The sequence below is a fragment of the Streptomyces sp. TRM64462 genome (genome assembly GCF_013362995.1).
GTDB lineage: Bacteria > Actinomycetota > Actinomycetes > Streptomycetales > Streptomycetaceae > Streptomyces.
Map to the genome: position 1 here is coordinate 1 of NZ_JABWDV010000157.1, position 3,720 is coordinate 3,720.

Sequence of the window (3,720 nt, forward strand, 5' to 3'; positions counted from 1 at the left end):
TTCGCTCGAGCAGGGGGGACCCCCATCGCCCTGGGGGTCCCCCCTGCACGAAGTGCTTGGGGGAGGAACGCATGCCCACAGCAGAACCGGCGGTACCGGCCGACGCACCGCCCCACAGCGGAACCGCCGTACCGGGGAGCGCAGCGCCGCAGCGGGACCGGGGGTACCGGGGAATGCACCGCGCCGCAGCGAAACCGGCGGTACCGGCGAATGCACCGCGTCGCAGCGGTACCGGCCCACGCACCGCCCCACAGCGAAACCGGCGGTTCCGGCGAACGCGCCGCGCCGCAGCGGAAGCGGCGGGAGCGGGCGGTGCGGCGTCGCGCGGTGGAGGTGGCGGCTCCGGGCGGGGGTAGCCGGCCCGCGCCGCAGCCGGGGCCGGGCGGCGGGACGGGGCGGGGGGTGGTCCCGCCCCGTGCGGGGGTCAGGGGCGGAGCTCCTGGGTGCAGCACTTCACGCTGCCGCCGCCCTTGAGGAGTTCGCCGAGGTCCATGCCGAGCGGTTCGAACCCGCGGTCGCGCAGCGGCCGGAACAGCCCCACCGCCGCCTGCGGCAGCAGCACATGGCGCCCGTCGCTCACCGCGTTCAGGCCGAGCGCCGCCGCGTCCGCCTCCTCCGCGAGCAGCGCGTCCGGGAAGAGCCGGGCCAGCACCGCGCGGCTGCCGGGCGAGAACGCGCCCGGGTAGTACATGACCTCGTCGGCCGCGGCGTCCAGCACGCACAGCGCCGTGTCCAGGTGGTAGTAGCGCGGGTCCACCAGGTCCAGGCCGATCACCGGGCGCCCGAAGAACTCCTGCGCCTCGTCGCCCGCGAGGGACGTGGAGCGGAAGCCGCGGCCCGCCAGCAGGTACGACGCGGTCACCGCGAAGTCGCCCTCGCCCTCGTTGACGTGCTCCGGCTCGTGGACGTCCGCGAACCCGTGCGCGCGGAACCAGGCGCGGTGCGCCTCCGCCTCCGCCGCCCGCTCCGGATACAGGAACCGGGCGCCCAGCACCCGGCCGTCGACGACGGTGGCGCCGTTCGCGGCGAACACCATGTCCGGCAGGTCCGGGCGGGGCTCCAGGAGCTCCACGGTGTGGCCGAGCGCGCGGTAGCGGTCGCGCAGGTCCTCCCACTGGGCGAGGGCGAGCGGCAGGTCGACCGGTTTCGCCGGATCCATCCAGGGGTTGATGGAGTAGGTCACCTTGAAGTGCGCCGGTGGGCACATCAGGTAGCGGCGGGGTGAAGCGTCACGAGGCAAAGAAGGCTCCTCACGGACGTCCGGTGCACGCGGTGTGCGTGCGACGCAGCCATGGTGCGCCCGCACCGGGCCTTCGCGCATCGGACCGTACGGGTGGTTGCGGCCGACCTGATGACTGTGCTGCGTGCCGGCCCCCGCGCACCCGCCCGCCGCCCGCTCGCCCACGCCTGCGCCGAACCCGTGGGCCTCCTCACGGTGAACCGCCCCCACACGGAGGGCGTATCAGGACAAACCCCTGCAACTCGGCCCGCCTGTCGGTGGTTCGTGTCCGAGCCGCCGTACCCCGGTTGAGGAGTCCGGTCACCTGCGGCGCAGGATGGTGGGACCATGGCAGGGACCACAGGGGCTTGCATTCAGGTGTGAGGGGATAGATGGGCGACGGTATCGGCCGCTACCGCGGCACGGAGAGCAGACTCGCGCACTGGCTGCGCCGCCGCCCGAAGAAGTCCACCGCCGCGGACACCCCGAGCCGCGAAGAACTGCTCCTGGCCGTCGCCGCGGCCGGACTGCCGCTCGCCCCCGCCGCGTATCCCGCCGGCTACCGCTGTTCCTGCGAGCGCATCGGCTGTCCCACCCCGGCCCGCCATCCCGTCTCCTTCGCCTGGCAGACGCAGTCCACCACCGACAGGGCGCAGATCGAGCGGTGGGCGCGCAGTCAGCCGCAGGCCAACTTCATCACCGCGACCGGCATGGTCCACGACGTCCTGGACGTTCCGTCGGAGGCCGGTCGCGCCGCGTTGGAGCGGCTGCTGTCCGAGGGCGTCGACGTCGGCCCGGTCGCCGAGGCCGGGGACGCGCTCGGCGAGCGCCGCATGCTGTTCTTCACGGCGACCCGCGGCACTCCCGAGGACGAGGACGAGTGGTGGCCGTGCGAGCTGGACTGCCACCCAGAGACCATGGACGAGCACCCGGGCCTGCGCTGGCACTGCCGCGGCAGCTACGTCCTCGTCCCGCCGGCCCGGCTCCCCGGTGACCACGCGGTGGCGTGGGTGCGGGGCCCGGAGCATCCGCTGCCGGACCCGCTGACCCTGCTGGAGGCGCTCACCGACGCCTGCGCACGGCACGCCGACCGGTACGCCGACGAGCACGGCGACCACCACGCGGCGGCGTGGCCGCTGAGTCGCTGAGTCGCTGAGCGACTGAGGCGGCCGGAGCGGGTTCAGGGACCGGGAGAGGTCAGGAACCGGTCACCGCGGTCACGCCCTGGAGCCGGTTCACCACCGTCACCCGCTCCGACTCCGGCGCGCCCGGCGCGACCTTGGCCGTCACGCTCGACACCCACTCCTTGGTGAGCGTGTTGCGGACCTCGCCCGTCAGCAGCGGCTTCTCCGCGTCGGACACCTTCGGCCGGTACCCCTGCGCGGCCGTGCGCCGCTCGTAGTACCGCGTCGAGAAGAACACCAGCGCCCCGCCGTCCTCGGTGGCCAGCGCCAGCGGCGTGAACGTCCCCGTGTCCAGGGCCTGGTCCGCGAACTGCACCGCCAGGCCCGGCCGGTTGGCGACCGTGCGGCGCTCCTCCCGCCAGGCCGTGGTGTGCGGGCCCGCCGCGAACACCGCGGGCTGCCCGCTCTTCATGTACGAGGCGTAGTCGGCGCTCAGGTTCGGCGCGGGCGCGTCCGTGAACGGCTCGGCGAAGCCCTCCGCGTCCGTCCGGAACTCCGGTACGTCCTTCGGCGCCAGGAGCGTCAGATGCGACGCCTCCCACAGCTGGTCGGCGCCGTTGCGGATGAACACCAGCAGCCAGCGGTTGTCGCCCGGGCCGTCGTCCGCGTCCGTGTTGGAGTCGGTGTCCGCGACGAACCAGCGCGGCCAGCCCGCCTTCTTGGGGATGACGAACCGCACGTCCGTCAGCTCCAGCGGCCTGTGGTTCGGGTTGCCGCCCGGGCTGGTCGCCGCCCGCGCCTTCAGACCCGCCTGGTGTATCGCCCCGAGCGAGGCGGTCACGCGGTGCGCGTCGAGCGACGGGTCGTACGCCTTGTCGGCCGCGTTGTACGCCTCGACGAAGTCCTTCAGCGCCTGCTCGGCCTCATCCCGCGTCGCCGTCGGCACGACCGCCCGCTCGCCGTGCACCGTCACGCAGCCGCTCGCCGTCAGGACCAGGGACGTCACCGCCGCGAGCGCCGCCGGCAGCCGCCCCGCACGGGCGAGGGTCGCTCTGCCCCGCCGGGCCTTCCGGCCCCGCGCCCGCCCCGGTCCGCTCACCAGTCCCCTCATCGGTTGCCTTCTGCTCCTCGACCCCGACCCGCACTGACCGACCGAACCCTACCGGGGCCACCACGAGGGCGAGCGCCGGGACCAGGTACAGGGCCCACACCGTGACCTGGAGCACCGTCGGGTCCGGCTGCACGTTCAGGACGCCCTCCAGGAGGGCGCCCGCCCAGCGGTCCGGCGCCACCGCGCCGCCCAGCTCCACGGCCGGTGCCGCACCGCCCGGGTGCCACGCCTCCTGGAGGTCGCGCACCCCACGGGCGAGCACCCCC

At 74.5% G+C, this 3,720-nt stretch carries 3 protein-coding genes and 1 pseudogene; 1 reads left to right on the forward strand and 3 read right to left on the reverse strand.

Annotation, left to right across the window (positions count from 1 at the left end; all coding sequences use genetic code 11):
* Positions 1–424: 424 nt before the first annotated feature.
* The gene (ddaH, locus tag HTZ82_RS07150; protein WP_175408443.1) at positions 425–1,240 is read right to left on the reverse strand and encodes a dimethylargininase; all 816 of its coding nucleotides are present in this window, start codon (positions 1,238–1,240) and stop codon (positions 425–427) included.
* A 371-nt stretch (positions 1,241–1,611) separates the two neighbouring features.
* Between ddaH and HTZ82_RS07155 the strand changes: the two genes are divergently transcribed.
* Entirely contained in the window at positions 1,612–2,367 is a 756-nt protein-coding gene (locus HTZ82_RS07155) for a bifunctional DNA primase/polymerase (protein WP_175408444.1), read from the forward strand.
* Between the two features lie 49 nt (positions 2,368–2,416).
* Here the strand turns inward: HTZ82_RS07155 and HTZ82_RS07160 are convergent, their stop codons facing one another.
* On the reverse strand, positions 2,417–3,349 hold the full coding sequence (locus tag HTZ82_RS07160; RefSeq protein WP_309235349.1) for a hypothetical protein: 933 nt from the start codon (positions 3,347–3,349) through the stop codon (positions 2,417–2,419).
* Positions 3,267–3,720: pseudogene (locus HTZ82_RS31740) on the reverse strand (iron transporter); the annotation flags it as partial. The pseudogene HTZ82_RS31740 and the gene HTZ82_RS07160, both read right to left, overlap by 83 nt.